Origin of the sequence: Candidatus Minimicrobia sp. QA0096 (assembly GCF_963967315.1) — a bacterium.
GTDB lineage: Bacteria > Patescibacteriota > Saccharimonadia > Saccharimonadales > Saccharimonadaceae > Nanosynbacter.
The window spans coordinates 81,647-98,031 of the sequence record NZ_OZ017288.1 but is presented as its reverse complement, the minus strand read 5'-3'; the positions used below and the strand labels follow the sequence as shown (position 1 = coordinate 98,031).

At 45.6% G+C, this 16,385-nt stretch carries 20 protein-coding genes and 1 tRNA gene; 7 read left to right on the top strand and 14 right to left on the bottom strand.

All coding sequences use genetic code 11. The annotated features are described in order from the left end of the window. Positions 1 to 21: 21 nt before the first annotated feature. Genes atpC through AACH20_RS00455 form a run of 9 tightly spaced genes read right to left on the bottom strand, consistent with a single transcriptional unit; the run spans position 22 to position 6,617 of the window. A complete protein-coding gene (atpC, locus tag AACH20_RS00495) occupies positions 22 to 447 on the bottom strand; it encodes an ATP synthase F1 subunit epsilon (RefSeq protein WP_243819138.1) in 426 nt (141 codons plus the stop codon). Positions 448 to 449: 2 nt separating this feature from the next. Then, complete coding sequence (gene atpD / locus AACH20_RS00490) at positions 450 to 1,883, bottom strand: F0F1 ATP synthase subunit beta (protein ID WP_338503155.1); 1,434 nt, start codon at positions 1,881 to 1,883, stop codon at positions 450 to 452. A gap of 14 nt (positions 1,884 to 1,897) precedes the next feature. Then, a complete protein-coding gene (gene atpG / locus AACH20_RS00485; protein WP_146422300.1) occupies positions 1,898 to 2,779 on the bottom strand; it encodes an ATP synthase F1 subunit gamma in 882 nt (293 codons plus the stop codon). Positions 2,780 to 2,782: 3 nt separating this feature from the next. After that, the gene (atpA, locus tag AACH20_RS00480) at positions 2,783 to 4,309 is read right to left on the bottom strand and encodes a F0F1 ATP synthase subunit alpha (RefSeq protein WP_338503151.1); all 1,527 of its coding nucleotides are present in this window, start codon (positions 4,307 to 4,309) and stop codon (positions 2,783 to 2,785) included. Between the two features lie 8 nt (positions 4,310 to 4,317). Continuing rightward, positions 4,318 to 4,716, bottom strand: coding sequence for a F0F1 ATP synthase subunit delta (locus tag AACH20_RS00475; RefSeq protein WP_338503148.1), 399 nt, complete (start codon positions 4,714 to 4,716; stop codon positions 4,318 to 4,320). Then, on the bottom strand, positions 4,717 to 5,259 hold the full coding sequence (gene atpF / locus AACH20_RS00470; RefSeq protein ID WP_243809502.1) for a F0F1 ATP synthase subunit B: 543 nt from the start codon (positions 5,257 to 5,259) through the stop codon (positions 4,717 to 4,719). A gap of 15 nt (positions 5,260 to 5,274) precedes the next feature. Further along, positions 5,275 to 5,487, bottom strand: coding sequence for a H(+)-transporting ATPase (locus AACH20_RS00465; protein ID WP_129637300.1), 213 nt, complete (start codon positions 5,485 to 5,487; stop codon positions 5,275 to 5,277). 36 nt (positions 5,488 to 5,523) lie between these two features. Continuing rightward, complete coding sequence (gene atpB, locus AACH20_RS00460) at positions 5,524 to 6,360, bottom strand: F0F1 ATP synthase subunit A (RefSeq protein ID WP_243819132.1); 837 nt, start codon at positions 6,358 to 6,360, stop codon at positions 5,524 to 5,526. Further along, positions 6,357 to 6,617, bottom strand: a complete 261-nt coding sequence (locus tag AACH20_RS00455) for a hypothetical protein (protein WP_338503143.1) — start codon at positions 6,615 to 6,617, stop codon at positions 6,357 to 6,359. Before AACH20_RS00455 ends, atpB begins: the two co-directional genes overlap by 4 nt. A gap of 39 nt (positions 6,618 to 6,656) precedes the next feature. Between AACH20_RS00455 and AACH20_RS00450 the strand changes: the two genes are divergently transcribed. Beyond that, on the top strand, positions 6,657 to 6,881 hold the full coding sequence (locus AACH20_RS00450) for a hypothetical protein (RefSeq protein WP_129637302.1): 225 nt from the start codon (positions 6,657 to 6,659) through the stop codon (positions 6,879 to 6,881). 48 nt (positions 6,882 to 6,929) lie between these two features. Then, positions 6,930 to 7,217, top strand: coding sequence for a glutaredoxin family protein (locus AACH20_RS00445; protein ID WP_129632750.1), 288 nt, complete (start codon positions 6,930 to 6,932; stop codon positions 7,215 to 7,217). A 49-nt stretch (positions 7,218 to 7,266) separates the two neighbouring features. On the opposite strand, the gene AACH20_RS00440 is transcribed toward AACH20_RS00445, so the two are convergent. Continuing rightward, positions 7,267 to 8,925, bottom strand: coding sequence for an ABC-F family ATP-binding cassette domain-containing protein (locus tag AACH20_RS00440; protein ID WP_338503139.1), 1,659 nt, complete (start codon positions 8,923 to 8,925; stop codon positions 7,267 to 7,269). Positions 8,926 to 9,014: 89 nt separating this feature from the next. Between AACH20_RS00440 and smpB the strand changes: the two genes are divergently transcribed. Continuing rightward, positions 9,015 to 9,491 (top strand): SsrA-binding protein SmpB, encoded by a 477-nt coding sequence (smpB, locus tag AACH20_RS00435; protein WP_338503137.1) that lies wholly within the window; start codon positions 9,015 to 9,017, stop codon positions 9,489 to 9,491. Positions 9,492 to 9,520: 29 nt separating this feature from the next. Here the strand turns inward: smpB and AACH20_RS00430 are convergent, their stop codons facing one another. Genes AACH20_RS00430 through AACH20_RS00420 form a run of 3 tightly spaced genes read right to left on the bottom strand, consistent with a single transcriptional unit; the run spans position 9,521 to position 12,694 of the window. Next, positions 9,521 to 10,819: a glycosyltransferase gene (locus AACH20_RS00430; RefSeq protein WP_338503135.1), complete on the bottom strand. Its 1,299-nt coding sequence runs from the start codon at positions 10,817 to 10,819 to the stop codon at positions 9,521 to 9,523. A 19-nt stretch (positions 10,820 to 10,838) separates the two neighbouring features. Beyond that, positions 10,839 to 11,864 (bottom strand): glycosyltransferase, encoded by a 1,026-nt coding sequence (locus tag AACH20_RS00425; RefSeq protein WP_338503133.1) that lies wholly within the window; start codon positions 11,862 to 11,864, stop codon positions 10,839 to 10,841. Positions 11,865 to 11,884: 20 nt separating this feature from the next. Then, positions 11,885 to 12,694 (bottom strand): alpha/beta fold hydrolase, encoded by an 810-nt coding sequence (locus AACH20_RS00420; RefSeq protein WP_338503131.1) that lies wholly within the window; start codon positions 12,692 to 12,694, stop codon positions 11,885 to 11,887. A gap of 30 nt (positions 12,695 to 12,724) precedes the next feature. Here AACH20_RS00420 and AACH20_RS00415 point away from each other — a divergent pair, with 30 nt between their 5' ends. The 3 genes from AACH20_RS00415 to AACH20_RS00405 all read left to right on the top strand — a co-directional run bounded on the left by AACH20_RS00415 (position 12,725) and on the right by AACH20_RS00405 (position 14,661). Further along, complete coding sequence (locus AACH20_RS00415) at positions 12,725 to 13,525, top strand: exodeoxyribonuclease III (protein ID WP_338503129.1); 801 nt, start codon at positions 12,725 to 12,727, stop codon at positions 13,523 to 13,525. 5 nt (positions 13,526 to 13,530) lie between these two features. Continuing rightward, positions 13,531 to 14,316 carry a hypothetical protein gene (locus tag AACH20_RS00410; protein WP_338503127.1) on the top strand — a complete coding sequence of 262 codons (786 nt, stop codon included), beginning with the start codon at positions 13,531 to 13,533 and terminating at the stop codon, positions 14,314 to 14,316. A 132-nt stretch (positions 14,317 to 14,448) separates the two neighbouring features. Beyond that, positions 14,449 to 14,661, top strand: coding sequence for a hypothetical protein (locus tag AACH20_RS00405; RefSeq protein ID WP_129636501.1), 213 nt, complete (start codon positions 14,449 to 14,451; stop codon positions 14,659 to 14,661). A gap of 123 nt (positions 14,662 to 14,784) precedes the next feature. On the opposite strand, the gene AACH20_RS00400 is transcribed toward AACH20_RS00405, so the two are convergent. Next, a tRNA-Leu gene (locus AACH20_RS00400) sits at positions 14,785 to 14,871 on the bottom strand. A gap of 91 nt (positions 14,872 to 14,962) precedes the next feature. On the opposite strand from AACH20_RS00400, the gene AACH20_RS00395 reads away from it, so the two are divergent. After that, positions 14,963 to 16,378, top strand: a complete 1,416-nt coding sequence (locus AACH20_RS00395; protein WP_338503124.1) for a sortase — start codon at positions 14,963 to 14,965, stop codon at positions 16,376 to 16,378. Positions 16,379 to 16,385 lie beyond the last annotated feature (7 nt).

Here is a 16,385-nt window from a genome sequence, read left to right as displayed (position 1 = left end):
CGTAGCATTGCCGATATATAGTTAGCGTCGTCGCTTACGCCTATGAAGATCAGCAACCTTCAAGCGCACCATATGACGATCGATAAGCTGCTTGGCCTTCTCACGCTCAACTTGATCGCCAGCCTCATCACGCGCCTTAATAGCACGCTCCAGAGCCTTCTGAGTTTCCGCCTCGATGATGTCATCGCCGTGATCAGCTTCATCAACCAAAATTTGCACCGACGAATAATCAATTTTTACCACGCCACCAGAGATTGCGAAATACTCCAACTGATTATCGGAATCTTCTTTATGTCGACGCACGGTAATTACGCCGTCCCGTGCAATCGTCACTAGCGGCTCATGGCTTGGGAAAACGGAAATTTCGCCGTCAGTAGTCGGAATTGACACCGAATAAACTTCTTCGTCAACCTTCGTACCGATAAGTGTGACTAATGACAATTTCATGACTATTTAGCTTTCTTTTCAGAATGTTTTTTAGCCTCGGCAGATTCAGCTTCAGCGTCGCGAGCAACTTGATCAGCCAGCGTACCCTGGACCATATAGAACCAACTCTCAGGTTTATCGTCATATTTACCAGCCAAGATATCGGAAGCGTCACGAATTGTATCTTCCAATTTAACGTAAACACCTGGGTTCCCGGTAAATTTCTCAGCCACGTGGAACGGCTGTGCCAAGAATCGCTGAATACGACGAGCACGAGCAACAATCTGCTTCTGATCGTCCGACAATTCTTCCATACCCAAAATAGCGATAATATCCTGAAGCTCTTTGTATTGCTGCAAAATTCGCTGAACCTCACGCGCCACACGGTAATGTTCTTCGCCGACAATTTCTGGATCAAGCGAGTTTGAGCTGGAGTCCAAAACGTCAACCGCTGGATAAATACCAATTTCCGTCAATGAACGATTCATCACGATCGTAGCGTCAAGGTGAGCAAAGGTCGTGGCAGGAGCTGGGTCGGTCAAGTCGTCAGCTGGCACATAGACAGCCTGAACAGAGGTAATCGAACCCTTCTTTGTTGAAGTAATGCGCTCTTGCAAGGCACCCATTTCCTGCTGAAGGTTCGGCTGATAACCAACCGCGCTTGGCAAACGACCAAGCAATGCCGACACCTCGGCACCAGCCTGAGTATAGCGATAAATATTGTCGATAAACAGCAAGACATCTTTACCTTCGTCGCGGAAAGCCTCGGCCATAGCCAGACCCGACAACGCCACGCGCAAACGTGCTCCAGGCGGCTCGTTCATTTGCCCAAAGACCAGCGAAGTCTTGTCCAAAACGCCAGCTTCTTCCATTTCGTAGTAAAGGTCGTTACCTTCACGAGTTCGCTCACCAACACCGGCGAAAACAGAGTTTCCAGAGTGGAACTTAGCGATATTGTTAATCAACTCAGTAATAAGAACCGTTTTACCAACACCAGCACCAGCAAACAAGCCAGCTTTTCCACCCTTAGCAAGCGGCGCAATCAAGTCAACAACCTTAATACCAGTTTCCAGAATCTCAGTCTTATTTGACTGCTCAGAAAGCGCTGGAGCAGGGCGGTGAATTGGCGCAGTTTTTCCCTTTGGTTGCGGCTTTTCGTCAATCGCTTCACCAACAACATTGAACATTCGCCCTTGAGTTTCCGCGCCGACTGGAACGGAAATTGGCGCACCAGTCGCAACAACTTCTGCACCACGGCTCAATCCATCCGTTGATGATAGGGCAATTGCTCGAACAGTGTGCTCGTCCAAGTGCTGCGCTACTTCCAAAACCAGCGTCTCTTTGCCGTTCTTAACATGCAACGCATCGTAAATCGCTGGAAGTTCAACGTCTCGTGGAAATTCCACATCAACGACCACGCCAACGATCTGAATAATTTTACCTAAATCTTTTGCCATCTTTTTCTCCTTTATCATTGTTCCATCGCCTCCACGCCACCAGAAATTTCAGCAAGTTCCTGAGTAATCGCCCCTTGACGAGCTTTATTCATAGCTAGCGTCAAATCGTCAACCAAATCACTGGCATTATCCGTAGCATTCTTCATCGCCATCATACGCATAGAATGTTCACTGGCGCGAGCGTCAAGTAACGCCTGTAACAGTCGCGCACCGACCAAACGATACGCTACCGCGTCCAAAACTTCTGGGATGCTCGGCTCATATTTGGCGTCAGAAATCGTGTTAGAAACTTCACTCGGATCAACCAAGATTTTCGTTCCTGCTGGCAACAATCTGTCTAATTCTGCAGTCTGAACCATGCTATTGACAAAACGCGTATAAACAAGCGTAACTGCATCAACTTCGCCATTCTCAAACATATTTACTGCCGTATTCAAAATCGTGTGAAACGTCAATCCAGACGGCTGATCTGGCAAATCTTCATACGTACCGATGATTTTCGTATCTTTAAGGCGCGTTGCGAATTGCGAAGCTCGCCGACCAATCGTCAAAGTCAAGTTCTCAATTCCGCGCTCGTCATCACGCTTTAACAGCTCCAAATACTTCTTCAAAACGTTGGTGTTGTATGCGCCAGCCAAACCCTTGTCGCTAGCCACCACGATAATCAATCGCTTATTTATCTTTCGCCTGGCGAACAGCGGATGATTGTCGGTTGCGCCTTGGCTAGCCAAATAAGACAATAATTCTTCCGCTGCCATTGTGTACGGCGCAGAAGCTTTGTCCGCCTCTTGAGCCCGACGCATTTTACTAGCCGCCACCAATTGCATAGCCTTGGTGATCTGCTTAGTCGAGTCCACCGAACGAATGCGATTTTTCAGCGCGCGAGTGCTCGGCATGAATTACTCCTCAAATCCTTTCGCTATTTCTTTCGTAGCTTCATCAATCAATTTCAATTGCTCATCCGAAGGTTTGTCGCCCTTGTTTAACTCACGCATAGCATCTTTAGAATTTTTCCAGAGATAAGTCAATAGGGCAGACTGCGCGTCTTTAATCTTTGCAACTGGAACATCGTCAAACATACCGCTAGTCACAGCGTGAATGCTGACAAATTGCTCCCAGACGCTCATTGGCTGATATTGTGGCTGCTTCAGAAGTTCAGTGAGTCGCTGACCGCGGTCAATTTGAGCTTTTGTCGCGTCGTCAAGATCTGAGCCGAATTGAGCAAATGATGCCAATTCGCGGAACTGAGAAAGACCGAGCTTCAAGTTTCCGCCGACAGATTTAACGGCTTTCGTCTGAGCTGCGCCACCAACACGAGAAACTGATAGACCGGCTGAGATGGCTGGGCGAATGCCTTGATAGAACAAGTCGGTTTCCAGGAAAATCTGACCGTCAGTAATGGAAATCACGTTGGTCGGAATGTAAGCGGAAATGTCGCCAGCCTGCGTTTCGATGATTGGCAGAGCCGTCAAGCTTCCCGCGCCAAGTTTATCTGACAATTTGGCCGAACGCTCCAACAAGCGCGAGTGCAAATAGAAGACATCACCTGGATAAGCTTCGCGTCCTGGTGGACGGCGCAACAATAGCGACATCTGTCGATAAGCCACCGCGTGCTTGGTCAAATCGTCATAAATCGTCAATGCGTGACCGCCGTTATCTCGGAAGTATTCTCCCATAGCAGTACCAGCGTAAGGCGCCAAATAAAGCAGAGAGGCTGCGTCGGACGGGCTGGTTGCGACGATAATCGTCTGATCCATCACGCCTTCTTCTTTCAATCGGTCGACCAACCTGGCGATCTTCGACAATTTCTGACCAATCGCCACATAAACATTTACCACGCCAGTCTTTTGACGCGCCTGGTTGATCATCGTATCAATAGCAATTGCCGTCTTACCAGTTTGACGGTCGCCGATAATAAGCTCACGCTGACCACGACCGATCGGGAACATAGCATCGATCGACATAATACCGGTCATCAGAGGTTCGTGAACCGACTTACGACCCATCACGCCAATAGCAGGACGCTCAATTAAACCACGTTTCTTCGTTTTAATCGCTGGACCGTCGTCAAGAGGCCGACCTAGCGGATCAACCACTCGCCCCAACAGCTCTTCGCCGACAGGAACGTCTAGCACCGAACCCTTACGACGAACGCTAGCGCCAGCCTTGACCTTATCTTCACCGCCAAGAATCACCGCGCCAATTTCATCTTCCATCAAGTTCAGAGCAAATGCTTCAACCGTGTCGTCATCAGTTTCAATTTCTAGCACTTCACTATAGCCAGCGCTACTTAGACCATGCACCCAAGCCACGCCGTCACCAACGCGAATAACCACGCCAGCATCTTCCAAACCTTCCGTCGCCTCCAGCTGCGCGATTTTTTCCCGCAGGCTTTTGGCTAATTCTGTCACATCAATCTTGCTCATTTTTCCTCCTAGATTTTCTTCGCCCGCAAGTCGTTTAACTTCTTCGAAACCGTTGCGTCCAGTGTTGCGGTCGGCGTTTGTAGCTTAAATCCACCAATCAACGTCGGGTCAATTGATTCTCTTAGCGACACTTTTGGCTTGCTATTTTTATCGCTCGCCGCAGACGCCAGAAATTGCTCTATTTTACGCCTTGTACTGTCGTCAAGCGCTCTCGCACTCTCGACCGACGCTACAATTTCACCACGCTCGGCCAATTCAGCCTCAATATCTCGCACCAACAAATCAACTTCACGTTCGTGCTTTTCATAAATCAAAAGACCGGCAATTTCTTCCAACACAGCGTCATTGCCAGCTAAAATCTGTTCAGCTGCATACTTTGCCAACTTTCTCCTGGACACCGACTTCATCTATTTAGCCTCCTCAAGCGCTTCCGAAATCAGCTTTGTATCTTTCTTCGCATCAATTTTCTCGCCCAAAACCTTGCCAGTCGCTTCAGCTACCAACTCTAATGTCGAATTGTGCAGATCTTTCTTAGCGTTTTCAATTTCTTGAGCAATCGTATTATGCGCTTCTTTAATCAAAGCTTCAGATTTGGCAGTCGCTTTTTTAGCCGCTTCTTCAACGACTTCGGTCGCTTCTTCTCGAGCAGACGCCACGATGTCGCTAGCTTGCGCTCGTGCTTTTCGCATCATTTCGGCAGTCATTTCTTCAGCTCGGTCGGCATTTTCCTTGGCAGATTTTGCCGCCGCGTCAGCCGCTTTCAAGTCTTTTTCTCGCTTGACGAGCATTTCCATCATTGGCGGATAGACAAATTTACGCAAAACAAACAGCAGAATTAGAAACGCTACTGTCTGAAAAGCCAACAGAGCCCAATCAATACCCAGCGAATCAAACAAACCAGCTTTTTCCGATGCGCCAGAATTGGCAAATTGTGTTAATATTTTCTCCACAATTTACTCCGAAAACTACATAACTTTGCCGACGATTGCTGCGACGAAACCGATAATAGCAATAGCGTCGATGAATGAAATGCCCAAGATCATCATTGTACGTAGATCGTTGATTTTTTCTGGGTTACGACCAGCGGCGTTCATAGCTGCTGCGCCAACGATTGCAGCGCCGATTGCAGCAAATGCAGCTGGGATTGCGTAGGTAAGTGTGAATGCTAATGCTTCCATGGTTAATATTCTCCTTTTAATTAATTATTACCTAATTTAATCACTCTCTGATGTTGCTAATTTATTAGTTTCAACAGAGGAGTGAACTTCATCAATTGGCTCGTGTGAATCATGGTGAGCCAGCCCCAGGGAAATAAACACAGTTGATAGCATAAAGAAAATATACGCCTGAATACCGCCGATAAATAACTCAAAGAAATAGAATGGTTGCAGAGCTACGGGCGACAAAAACTTCGTCATGTAAGCGATAATCGCCAAGAGAATTTCGCCAGCCAAAACGTTACCAAATAGGCGGAAACTAAGTCCCAGCATTCGCGAAAATTCAGCCACCAATTCCAAAATGCCGACAAATGACATGATTGGATCGCGCAGCGGGTTAACGAAATATCGCCCCAAATTGCCCTTAAAGCCAAGATATTTAAACGCGTAAATCTGAGCCGCGACAATCGTTACGATTGCCAAGCCGAAAGTCATATTAAGATCCGCAACTCCACCGCGGAACAGTGGGGTGTGATGCTCGCCAATTGTAATTGGACCAACGATCGGCAAAAGTCCCAGCCAGTACTGCGCAACGATAAAGAAAAATAGTGTAATACAAAGCGGAGCAACCTTACGCGCCCATTTTCGGTCCGGAATGACTTGGCAAACTGTATTATAAAGTCCGTCGAACGTCCACTGAATTAGTCTTGTAATAAAATTATGCTTCTTTTTACCTAAAACCGCCGCACGAGTACGAAACATTGCCCACACTAGTACAATCAATCCCAAGAATCCCATCAAGTGTGAATTCGTAATAGACACGCCAGCGACATTGAAAACTTCGTCAACCTTTACTGAAATATGCGGACCAGCGCTTGCCATATAATCGATCATTTCTTCAACTCCTGCTGTTTAATTTTAGCAATTTGCAAAGCTACGAGAATCACTGAGATAATCGCGCCAGAAATAATTCCAGCAAGTAACCATCTCATCTTTATTCCGCTGGCATTATCCAGCCACAATCCTAACAAAGTTAAGCCAATTGTTGGCAAAAACATTCGCCACATTGTACCAATCATCGTCCTTGCCAAGATCATCATCGCGCCAGAATCGCCTGTATCATTAGCCGAAATGTCAGTTTCTTTTACCATTACTTTCCACTATATCAATCTGTTATACTATTTTGCAAGATGCCGCGACGAAATTATTCAAAAAATAGTCAAAAAAGCCAAAAAACATCATTGATGTCAATTTCAGGGTTGGCTAATTGCCAGAAAAAACGTCGCTTCTCAACAGAGATAAAGGCCCGCCAAGCAGCAGAAATCCAAGAATTAGCAAACCCGAATTTGTCGATTGATATATATCACTGCGAGTGGTGCAAAAATTGGCATTTGACGTCGAAGAATTCTAAATAGACGTAACCGTTATGCTATAATTGGAAGTGTTATTAAATAGGGGAATATATGAGCGAAGACACAACGAACAACCATCAAGACACAAAAGTTGTCGTGTACAACACTAGCTGGTGTGCGTTTTGCCACACGGAAATGGAATGGCTGAAGAAGCTGGGAATTGACTTTGTTTCCAAAGATATCGAGGCTGATCCTGGCGCAAAAGAGGAGTTGCTAAATAAAAATGGCGGCAATTTCCAAGGCGTGCCAGTAACGGATATTAACGGGGAATTAGTGCTTGGTTTTGATCGACCGAAACTACAAGATTTGCTACGAAAAAACGGCTTATTGTCCGACTAATTTTCTTAAAACGATTCAAGATTTTCCGTCAAATTCTGGCGGAAAATTTTTATTCTGCGCCAATTTGCACAACTTTTCCGCCAAGTTTTTCGCGGAAATAATTATCGTGACTGACGTAAAGAATCGCGCCGGAATATTTGGCCAACGCCGTTTCCAGTTCTTCGATACTCGGCAAATCCAAGTGATTCGTCGGCTCGTCTAAAATCAGCAGTTGCGGGTCGTTCGCCAACATAGCAATAATCTGAAAACGCGCCTTTTGACCGCCAGACAAGCGAACCAGCGGCGTCATTCGATCAGCGTCCGTGAACAAATAGTCTGCCAAAAGTTGCCGAATTTTCGTATCAGAAATCGACAAATCGCAACTCATATACAATTTTTCAATCGCTTTTTCTAGCGGATCAGACAGATATCGCTCGTCAATTTCTTGCTCATAAACACCAATTCGAACCTGCGGATCAAGGAAAATATCGCCAGAATAAAGAATAGGACCGCCATCAAAACTCTTACCCGACGCCAAAATCATCCGAATCAGCGTAGTCTTACCAGCGCCATTGCGACCTCTAATTTCAATCGCTTCACCTTCACGCAAATCAATATTCACATCCTCAAACAATATCCGCTCACCAATCCCAACCGCCACATTTTCCGCGCGAACCAACACGTGCTGACTACGACTGGAAGCGTCTTTCATGTTCAGGCGAATATTACGCGACTTGAATTTTCCGTAACGCTCCGCCGATTTATAATCCAATTGACTAGCAGACTCTTTGTCAATCCAAAACGTCGGCTTTTCCATTTCTGACAATTCCGCCAGCTCCGCTCGCGCCTCGTTCTCCAGCCGCTTAAATTTCTGAATCGTGCCGGGATTTCGCGATTTTTCCTTAAGCCGCTGATAGTCCAAAACTTTTTGCTTCAGGTTAACAATCCGCTTCTCAATCTGCTCAAAATTGTTCATTCCAGCTGTCGTCGCTTGCGCATTCTGCTTCAAATACGCGTCGTAATTTCCGCGATAACTCACGGCTTGACCGTCCTTAATCTCAACAATTCGATCAACTTGTCCTAATACGTCGCGGTCGTGCGTAATGATTAGCATCGCTTGATGCGGCTGTGAATTCATCCAATCAATAAACTGCTGTTTCGCAACGTAATCCATGTGGTTGGTCGGCTCGTCAATCAGCGCCAAATGTGCCTCCGAGTGCATAATTTTAATAATTTCCACCAGCCTTTTTTGCCCACCAGACAGGGAAGAAATCTTCCGATTACCATAACCGTCTAATTGAAAATTGCTCAGCTCTCGCTCAATTTTCTCTTCAACTTGATAAAATCCTTTTTGATCAAATCGCTCCAGGGCTTGCGTATATTCTTCAATCTTTCGCATATTGTCGCCCATAGTCAATGGGTATTCATCAATAATTTTCTTCAGCTTGGAATATTCCGGAAGTCCACTAAGAATGTACGCCATGACCGTTTGCTCACCCAAACCGTGATGCTCCTGAGCCGTAGTCGCAATCGTAATGCCACGGCGAAAAACGACTTTTCCCGTGTAATCATTATCCGTGCCCGCCAATATTCCAAACAGCGTCGACTTACCAACGCCGTTACGGCCAACCACACCGACTTTCTCGTCATCGTCCACACTGAACTTGACGTCTTTCATTAACGTCTTATCGCCAAAACTTTTTTCAGTAATGTGAATGTCGGCTATCATGCTTGAGATATTGTAACATAAGTCATATTTCAGCCGCACCAAACTAGTCTAAATATACTGTCGCGTTAAGTTTTGTTATAATATAATCCATGTCGAAGCCAAAAGCTAAAAAACCAGCCACACAGAATATTGTCAATCGTCGCGCACGGTTTGATTATGAACTTGGCGAAGAAATCGTTGCCGGCTTGGTTTTAACTGGAATGGAAGTGCGAGCCGCCAGAGAAGGCCATGTCCAACTTAAAGGTTCATTTGTTAGCTTAAGAAACGGCGAATTGTGGCTAAATAATGCCAGCTTTTCACTGCGATTAAACGTTCGCGGAGAAGCAAATAGCCGTTCAGTCGACACTTCGGCGCGGAAATTATTGGTAAGTAAAAAACAATTGTCCAATTTTACAGAAGCCAAAAAACAGGGAATGACAATTGTCCCAACCAAATTGTTGACCAACGGAAAATTTATTAAAGTTGTAATTGCGCTCGGAAAAGGTAAGAAAAATTACGACAAGCGCCAAGCCATCAAACGCCGCGACCAAGACAGGGAAACCAGGCGACTCATCTCTAATAGATAATCGCATTGACTACGAACCAGGCTCAGAATTTATTGATTTTCGCGTGCGTCAATTAGCTTTTGATAGAGCTTTTCAAGCTTCTTCACTTGACTTCGCTCCGTAAACTTGTTGGCTAATTTTTTACTTTCAGCACTAAATTCTGCTTGTTTTTTCGGACTTTTTAGAATTGCAATCACTTTTTCTGCTACGCTTTCTGGATTATTCTCCGCAAAATAGCCATTAACTCCGTCCTTCACAACCTCTGAAACTTCCTTGTCAATAATAACAATCGGCTTTCCAGCGTGAGCAGCCTCGTGAAGAACCCAGCCTTGCGTATCTTTAAGCGAAGGAAAAGTAAACACCTTCATCACTTTATACGCCACGCCCAAATCTTCTCGCGGCATGGCACCAGTAAAGATAATCCTATCCGCGAAATCCGTCTCAGCCGCCATTTTTTCCAAAGTTTTTCGATATTCAAAATCGCCAACAAACAATAGCTTCGATTTCGGACGAGCTTCGGCAATAAACTCACTAAACGCCTGAATCAAAATTGGCAAATTCTTTTCCTCGCCCAAACGCCCCACAAAGCCAAATACTTCATCTTTTTCATCAAGACCCCATTGCTCGCGAAATTCCGCAACTCGTTTCGCGCTTGCCCGCGGAAGAGCATTCACGCCGTTTGGCATTAAAGTAACATCGTACGTGTAATCTTCGGTCTGCCAAGATTCCAATTGATCACGGCTTTTACGCGACAGGGCAATCACCGCATCCGCCTTACTGTATAAAATAGTAATGACGCGCTCAATAATATCTTTATTCCATTTCGTTACGCCACTACGCGGACGATAAAGCTTAGCAACTTCCAGCAAATCTTGTCCGTTCAATTTCACCGACAATGGAAAAACTACTCCCGCCAACGCCAAAACTCCCGGCAAAACTGCAGGATAATGATCGACGAACTCATATAGATCCGTACAATGCTGGATAATCAAAGGAATATTATTTTTCTTCGCCGCCTTCACTCCCAATAGCCCAATTTGCGATGGTGTAAAAATATGTACCACATCCAAATTCATATTGGCAATTTGACGCTGCACCACAGGAGGGAAGAACACCGACGTGTCATAATCATCAAAGAACGCACCCGTAATTGAGCGGAAACGAATTATTCGACTATTTTCATCTTCGTGGAGGAGTTCGGCTTGCTTGGACGGACTAATAGACTTTGCTGGGCAAAAAACATAAACCTCATGCCCCAAAGCTTCCAGCTCGCGCTTTAATGATTCAACAACGTAAACGATACCGTTAATGGACGGTCTGTAGCTGTCCGTAAAAAGTCCTATCCTCATAATAGCCCCATTATACCATTTATATCAGCGATCGATAAAATTCGACCAATCGTTCAGCGCCAGCACTGCTGTCAAAACGTTTGGCAATCTTTTCTGCTAATCGGCATTGTTGGCTATAAAATTTCTTATTTCGCCTCAGTTTATCTACTTGATTCACAAAGTCACCATCAGACGAAGCCATTACCGCCCCATCTCTAAATGTTGTGTCATAATCAGAAATATCTCGCAAGACAACAGGCAATCCTGCAGCAGCAGCCTCAACAACAACCAAACCGAAGGTTTCCTGCTCGCTCGGCAATACAAATACATCGGCCGCACGGTAATAGTCAGCAACCTCATCGAGTGGTATCACACCAGTAAATTTCAAATTCTTTGGCGGATTATTCATCATTCTTTGCATAGCACCATTCTCAGCCGCGATCACTCCAAACGGCACGCCGCCGACCCATACAAACTCCACATCAGGCATCTTTTCTGCCATATCAAAAAACACATCGACACGTTTACGTGGCTGCACTTGACCATTTCCAACAACCACAAAAGCATCATTGCTAATGCCAAGCTTTCGTCTAGCAGATTTCTTCTTCGCCGGTGAATTGGCATATTTTGCCGTATCTATAGTGTTGTATAGTACAGAAATTGGCTTCTTGACACCAATTTTTTCCAGTTCATTCTTTGTATAATCAGATACCGCTAAGACCAAGTCAGCTTTATTGTAAAACCATCGTAAATACGCGCGAGCAAGTGGCTCTAGCAACTTCGCGCCCTTAATACTGCCTATAAAAGAAGCTGGTACAACATGAGCAGACACGACCTTCTTTCCGCCAGATTGACGCATTTTTTTCATCGAATACAGTCCAGTAGTTTGTACATGGACGATATCCGCATCTAACCGAGCCTTATTCACCGCAATATCAATATCATTACGATCTTTAAGCGCATTTGTCATCTCTACAAAGGCCGTATGCACACCATGACCCTGAACGGTGAATTCGCTCTCAGAAATCATATCAACAATTAGTTTTTTATCGTCTTTCTTACTCATATCTACAGTATATCAAATAATTATTCCGCCAATATCAATTCGGCAACCAGTTCTGGGCTATCCAACACCGACAAATGTCCCGTATCAAGCTCCACAAATTTATCAATTTTTACACCATCGGCGGCGTTCACAGGAAGCGAAATCTTGTCTCGTCGCCCAACTATCAATCCCGTAAATTCGCGCTCAGAAATAATGATTTTTTCACCCCGAGAAATATCCCGCGCAATTTTCGATTGCTCCAAATATTGCCGCCGCGTTACTTGCGTATTTTTCGTCAGCCACCGTATCAAATCCACGACATTTTTCCGTCTATTATTCACCAAACACAGCCCACGGAACACCGAAAAGTAATAGTTCAAATAAATATATTGATTCATCCGACGAGTGCGGTAAAAGAACGACGAGGAAATTCTCGACATAACCGAAGTTTTCATCGGAGGACTGATGTACCAAATTTTCTGGCATTGCATTTTATTTGCAGCCAAACATCCAAGTGAATGAGCAACAACCTCGTCAATTGACACACCTTTAACGCCAAAAGCCGACATCAAATTCATCGCCCAATTTTCAATATCGCTCATTTTCATATTTTTTATCAATTGACTTCTGCCGTGAGAAGGCAAGTCAACAAACATCAAATTCGCGTCATTTTTCAGGTAATAAGCTAACGGAATCATTCCGTGAAAATCGCCACCAATGCCGTGAATTAGCAAAATAGTTTTATTCGAGCCGCCTTGATAAAAATAGCAAGCAGTTTTCACTCCTCCGACGTCCATAAAATCGCTTGATATTTCGCCCAAAAACTTATCGTACATTGGTAGCATATTCATTAAATTATATCATCACGGTATAATAAAATTATGAAGCTTTTCTCTTGGAACGTAAACGGCATTCGCGCAGTTATAAATAAGGGTGAATTTGCGAAGTTCATCGACACGTACAATCCAGATATTCTGTGCCTGCAGGAAACTAAGGCCACCAGAGATCAGGTTGAAATTGACCTGCCGAATTATCACGAGCACTTCTATTCCGCCGCCAAAAAAGGCTACTCCGGTACGGCGATTTTCTCTAAAATCCCGCCCTTAAGTTGGCGCGACGGTTTTCCGCCGAACATCATTGAGCAGTTTGATTTAACGGGCGATGAATACGGCAATCCAGCCGACGAAGGACGAATTATCACCGCCGAATTTGACGATTTTTGGGTTGTCAATTGCTATACTCCAAATTCAAAAGGAGATTTAAGCCGATTAGATTTGCGATATAAAAAATGGGACAAGGCAGTGCTGGCTTATCTGGAAGAATTGGAATTATCAAAGCCAGTCCTTTATTGCGGCGATATGAACGTGGCGCATCAGGAAATTGACTTGGCAAATCCAAAGCCCAACGTTGGCAAACATGGCTTCACCGACGAAGAAAGGGAAGGTTTTCAGAACTATTTGGACGCTGGATTCACAGACACTTTCCGGGCGGCTTTCCCCGAAAAAACTGGCGCGTATACTTGGTGGACACACTGGGCAAACGCCAGAGCGCGAAATGTTGGCTGGCGGATTGACTATTGGCTGGCATCGCGTGAAATTGCAAATCGTGTTACTAATCCGCAAATTCATCCAGAACAGATGGGCAGCGATCATTGTCCGGTGAGTATCGAGGTAAATTTGTAATGGATATGAAATTTTGGCAAAAACAAGAACCAGGGAAGCCACTTTTTCCAGATGTCGAATGGAACAAGCCAGAACGACGCGACCAAGCGGGAAAATTAGGAATCATCGGCGGTAACAAATTAGGCTTTTTAGCAGTGGCAGAAAGTTACCAAGAATCTCTTAAAACTGGCGTGGGTGAGGCTCGTGTTTTACTCCCTGACGCCTTGAAAAAAAATGTTCCCGCGAATATGACCGACGTTTTATTCGCACCGACAAACCAATCAGGAAGCCTGGCAAACGAAGCGCTCACCGAAACTTTGGCGCTGGAAAGATGGGCGGATGTATTGCTATTATGCGGCGACGCTGGACGGAATAGTCAAACGGCAATCGTCTACGAAGAATTGATCAAAAAGTCAGAAATTCCCGTCGTGCTGACGCGAGATGCGATTAACCTTGTGCAAAATAGTTTTCAGGAAATTCTGGACAATCCGCACGTGGTTTTCGTGGCAAGTCTGGCGCAAGTTCAGAAAATATTCCGCGCAATTTTTTATCCAAAAATGATTACGTTCAGCATTCAATTGTCACAACTCGTTGAAGCGCTGCACAAATTCACCATCACATATCCCGTAACAATTTGCGTTTTTCATGCCGACAATTTAATAATCGCCCACAGCGGAGAAGTCGTCACCCAAAAATGGGACGCACCAATGGCAATTTGGCGGGGAACCGTCGGCGCCCGCGCCGCAAGCTACTTGATTTGGTCGCCGAAAGCGCCGCTAGCAGCAATCAGTACCGCTATTTGCAAAATATAGCTTCTTATAAATATCTACTTGACATTACGTACAATTAGTTGTATTATACTAACAAGCTTTCGCTCGGACTTGTCAAAGGGCGAAAGTAGCCCTTGGTCATGAGTGTAAGAACACTTCTCGAAAGGAAGCGTCATGAAAATCGGACCTCTCTTCATCATGGTTACAGCATTAGCGGCGGTCGTCGCCGCTTCCGCCGCAATCGGGGCACTGCTTGGGATGCTAATCGCATTCCTGCTTGCCGCAGACATGTCCTCCGCGGCCCCCATTGGGGCACTAGGCGGAGGCTTCACCAGCTTCATGTTCCTGCTGAACGCAGGAATGAATGGGGGAGGAAAGGGGCTGTAAAGCCCGCAGAAAGGAAACAGCTTGCCTGGAAGGCTATAAAGCCTCGGTAGCGCCTTTCTGCGGGCTGTTTTCTTTGCATAAAAAAATCGCCCAAAATGGACGATTATCGCCTGAAGCTGCCTCTGGTACCGCGGGCCGGACTTGAACCGGCACGAGCTATTGCTCACCAGATTTTGAGTCTAGCGCGTCTACCAATTCCGCCACCGCGGCACAAGAGAACGCTCCAAGCTACCGTATGATTGTAACACAACTAACAATTTCTCACAAGCACGACTTTTATTTGATATCAATTTGACGTATAATGAAAGAAGTTATGTATCCGACGGATGATCAATCAAACGGTCGAGTGGGCATGCCGGTATCAGATCAGCGCCGATCTCTCACGCCGCCAACTCGCGACTCAGCAGCCTCACGAAATGCCGCTGCTGATGTTATTCGTGGACAGCTTGACGCTATTTATTCCAGAACAGAAGAGCAAAATTCTGCGCCAGAAAAAGCTCAGCCGCAATCATTTTCCGCTCAATTACAATCAAAACCCGAAGTCCGATCAGAACAGCCTAAGACACAAATATCCAAACCTCAGCAAATCTCAACAACGCCACAGCCAGAGCTAAAAAAAGACTCCGTCAATCACGCTATGCGGACGACGCCAATTGCCCAAACCCAGATTCAGCCAAAGCCGCAAATTAGCAATTCCGCTCCCGTAAACCAAACCGCTCAAACTCAAAATTCAGCCGTCCACACTCAAGTTTCAGCCGACCAATGGAAGCAATACCACAGTGCTTGGCAGAAATATTATCAGATGTATTACGAGCGTTACTACGCTGGCGACATCGCGGCAAAAAACCGTGAGATTTCTCGATTGACGAGGGAAAATCAGAATATCACGCCAGTAATCAGCGAAGACGAACCGCTGGACCCACAAAAAGCAGCCATAAAAGAACTCCGCAGTCAAATTCAGCAAAAGGTTCGCGACTCCGCAAATAAGGTGAAAAAATCCCGGCATTTCGTTCCGGCGATTGCTGGGTTATCGGTGCTATTAGTCTTCATGTTTTTGCAATATAACCGCGTTATTTTCGGCGCGGTCGCAGCCTACACAACACCTGGTGCAATTAACCCGCAAAATATCATTGTTGACGCCTCCACGGACGTAACTGTCGGACCAGAACCTAGGATTATCATCCCAAAGATTAACGTTGACGCGCCAGTTATTTACGGCGCCGCTAGCGACACGAAATCGCAATCAAAAGCCATGGAGAAGGGAGTGGCTCACTTTTCAATTCCTGGCGCCAGCGCCGTGCCAGGCGAAATCGGAAATGCCGTATTTGCCGCGCACTCCAGTAACGACGCTTTCGCTGGTGGCGATTATAAATTCGTCTTTGCTCAGAATGAGAAGTTGGTCAAGGGCGACATTATTTACATGAATTACAATGGGAAACGCTACACTTATAAAATAACATCAACAGAAGTTGTTATGCCGACCGAAGTTTCAAAAGTTCAGATTAACACGGATAAACCAATGCTGACACTTGTAAGTTGCGTGCCTTTAGGAACCGCAGAGAAACGACTTCTTATCTTCGCAGAACAAATTAGCCCAGACCCGAGCAAAGCTACCGCGACGTCAGAATCCAGCTCAAATCAGCAGCAAAGCAACAAATCAAATATCCCAGGAAAACCCGAGCCGACTTTGCTTGAGAAATTATTCGGCGGTCGATAAACTAGCT

Coding starts and splice junctions, on each gene's coding strand:
- AACH20_RS00440 (WP_338503139.1), bottom strand. CDS start 8,925: ATGATAGCCGACATTCACATTACTGAAAAAAGTTTTGGCGATAAGACG.
- AACH20_RS00475 (WP_338503148.1), bottom strand. CDS start 4,716: ATGAAGTCGGTGTCCAGGAGAAAGTTGGCAAAGTATGCAGCTGAACAG.
- AACH20_RS00445 (WP_129632750.1), top strand. CDS start 6,930: ATGAGCGAAGACACAACGAACAACCATCAAGACACAAAAGTTGTCGTG.
- AACH20_RS00455 (WP_338503143.1), bottom strand. CDS start 6,617: ATGGTAAAAGAAACTGACATTTCGGCTAATGATACAGGCGATTCTGGC.
- atpB (WP_243819132.1), bottom strand. CDS start 6,360: ATGATCGATTATATGGCAAGCGCTGGTCCGCATATTTCAGTAAAGGTT.
- atpD (WP_338503155.1), bottom strand. CDS start 1,883: ATGGCAAAAGATTTAGGTAAAATTATTCAGATCGTTGGCGTGGTCGTT.
- AACH20_RS00450 (WP_129637302.1), top strand. CDS start 6,657: ATGCCGCGACGAAATTATTCAAAAAATAGTCAAAAAAGCCAAAAAACA.
- smpB (WP_338503137.1), top strand. CDS start 9,015: ATGTCGAAGCCAAAAGCTAAAAAACCAGCCACACAGAATATTGTCAAT.
- atpA (WP_338503151.1), bottom strand. CDS start 4,309: ATGAGCAAGATTGATGTGACAGAATTAGCCAAAAGCCTGCGGGAAAAA.
- atpG (WP_146422300.1), bottom strand. CDS start 2,779: ATGCCGAGCACTCGCGCGCTGAAAAATCGCATTCGTTCGGTGGACTCG.
- AACH20_RS00415 (WP_338503129.1), top strand. CDS start 12,725: ATGAAGCTTTTCTCTTGGAACGTAAACGGCATTCGCGCAGTTATAAAT.
- AACH20_RS00395 (WP_338503124.1), top strand. CDS start 14,963: ATGAAAGAAGTTATGTATCCGACGGATGATCAATCAAACGGTCGAGTG.
- AACH20_RS00410 (WP_338503127.1), top strand. CDS start 13,531: ATGAAATTTTGGCAAAAACAAGAACCAGGGAAGCCACTTTTTCCAGAT.
- AACH20_RS00405 (WP_129636501.1), top strand. CDS start 14,449: ATGAAAATCGGACCTCTCTTCATCATGGTTACAGCATTAGCGGCGGTC.
- atpC (WP_243819138.1), bottom strand. CDS start 447: ATGAAATTGTCATTAGTCACACTTATCGGTACGAAGGTTGACGAAGAA.
- AACH20_RS00425 (WP_338503133.1), bottom strand. CDS start 11,864: ATGAGTAAGAAAGACGATAAAAAACTAATTGTTGATATGATTTCTGAG.
- AACH20_RS00420 (WP_338503131.1), bottom strand. CDS start 12,694: ATGAATATGCTACCAATGTACGATAAGTTTTTGGGCGAAATATCAAGC.
- AACH20_RS00465 (WP_129637300.1), bottom strand. CDS start 5,487: ATGGAAGCATTAGCATTCACACTTACCTACGCAATCCCAGCTGCATTT.
- AACH20_RS00430 (WP_338503135.1), bottom strand. CDS start 10,819: ATGAGGATAGGACTTTTTACGGACAGCTACAGACCGTCCATTAACGGT.